The 1,398-nt window shown below is 23.5% G+C and carries 1 protein-coding gene; it reads right to left on the reverse strand.

Features of this window, described 5'->3' with window-relative positions:
* Positions 1-419: 419 nt before the first annotated feature.
* Positions 420-1,232, reverse strand: coding sequence for a sugar-phosphatase (yidA, locus tag G3997_RS02480; protein ID WP_296647554.1), 813 nt, complete (start codon positions 1,230-1,232; stop codon positions 420-422).
* Positions 1,233-1,398 lie beyond the last annotated feature (166 nt).

Here is a 1,398-nt window from a genome sequence, read left to right on the forward strand (position 1 = left end):
CTTATGTTAATATAAAATTTATATCCATTAATAAATACATTTACAAGATAGAAACTTAAAACTAAAACTGTTACTAAAACCATAAACAAACTTAATGTATTATAAAATAATACACCAATTATGCTTGTAATAAATAATNCCAGCTTATAAATATATTACTAAAAAACAACGAGAAAGAATTTCTCCTCAGATACTTAAACTGATAGAAGAACTTGAACAAGGAAAATAAAATGTACACTATAAATAAGATATTTTTATATGATTTTATTCACATTATTAATATATTAAGAACAATTTATAGTAAATTAGAAAAATAACCATACCTTGTAATTCAAATTATTGAAAATACTAAGGTATGGTTATTTTTATTATAATACTATCACGAAATTAACTAATATATACGATTATTAAATTTAACATTATCTATTTAATATAAACTTATCTATAACTTTAGCCACACCATGTTCATTATTACTACAAGTCACATAATTAGCTATCTCTTTTATACTGTCCCTTGCATTACCCATTGCAACACCAAGACCAGCCATCTTTATCATATGTTGGTCATTTTCTTCATCACCAACAGCAATTGACTTACTTATAGGTATATTTATATTATTACATAACTCTTTAAGAGCATTCCCTTTATTAGCATTTTTATTTAAAAACTCTAAGAAAAATGGAGCAGATCTAACTATAGTATATTTATCAAATAACTCTTTAGGTATATTTTCTAAAACCTCTTCTAATTTTTCAGGCTCATCTATAATCATTACCTTACAGTATGTTATATCATCATCTATATCTTCTTCTTTCATAGAAACTATATCTATATTATTAAGAGTTGCCTCGTGTATTGTATATTTATTTGGAGTTTCTTCAGGTATTATAAGATTAGTTGGTGTATTTATATGAACATGAGTATTATTCTTTTTGGCTAAATTGTTTATTAATATAAAGTCATCATGACACATTTCAATATTTGATAAAACTTTTTTACTTTTTACTTCCTGAACAACTGCACCATTAAAACATATTACATAGTCCCCATCATCATTTAAATTTAATTCATTAAGTAAAGGTGTAACGCCAGGTAGAGGCCTACCAGTAGATAAAACTACTTTAGCTCCATTTTTTTTCGCTTCTTGAATTGAGTTATAAACCTCATTTGTTATTTTTTTTTCACTATTTAATAATGTACCATCAATATCTAAAGCTATTAATTTATACATATTTTCCTCCCAATAATATATTTAAAAACTTAAATATAATTATAACAATATTTATTAAGTTTATAAAGGAAAACTATAATATATGGTGTATTAGTTATAGTAGAAAAATTTAATTGATCATAGGATGTTTACTTATAATYTAAATGATAAATTAACGTGAAAAAAA

It is taken from the genome of Romboutsia sp. 13368, assembly GCF_018336475.1.
In the GTDB taxonomy this organism is placed as follows: domain Bacteria; phylum Bacillota; class Clostridia; order Peptostreptococcales; family Peptostreptococcaceae; genus Romboutsia.

What these genes read in the sequence shown, in the direction of transcription:
- yidA (WP_296647554.1), bottom strand. Translation starts at nt 1,232, where the DNA reads ATGTATAAATTAATAGCTTTAGATATTGATGGTACATTATTAAATAGT.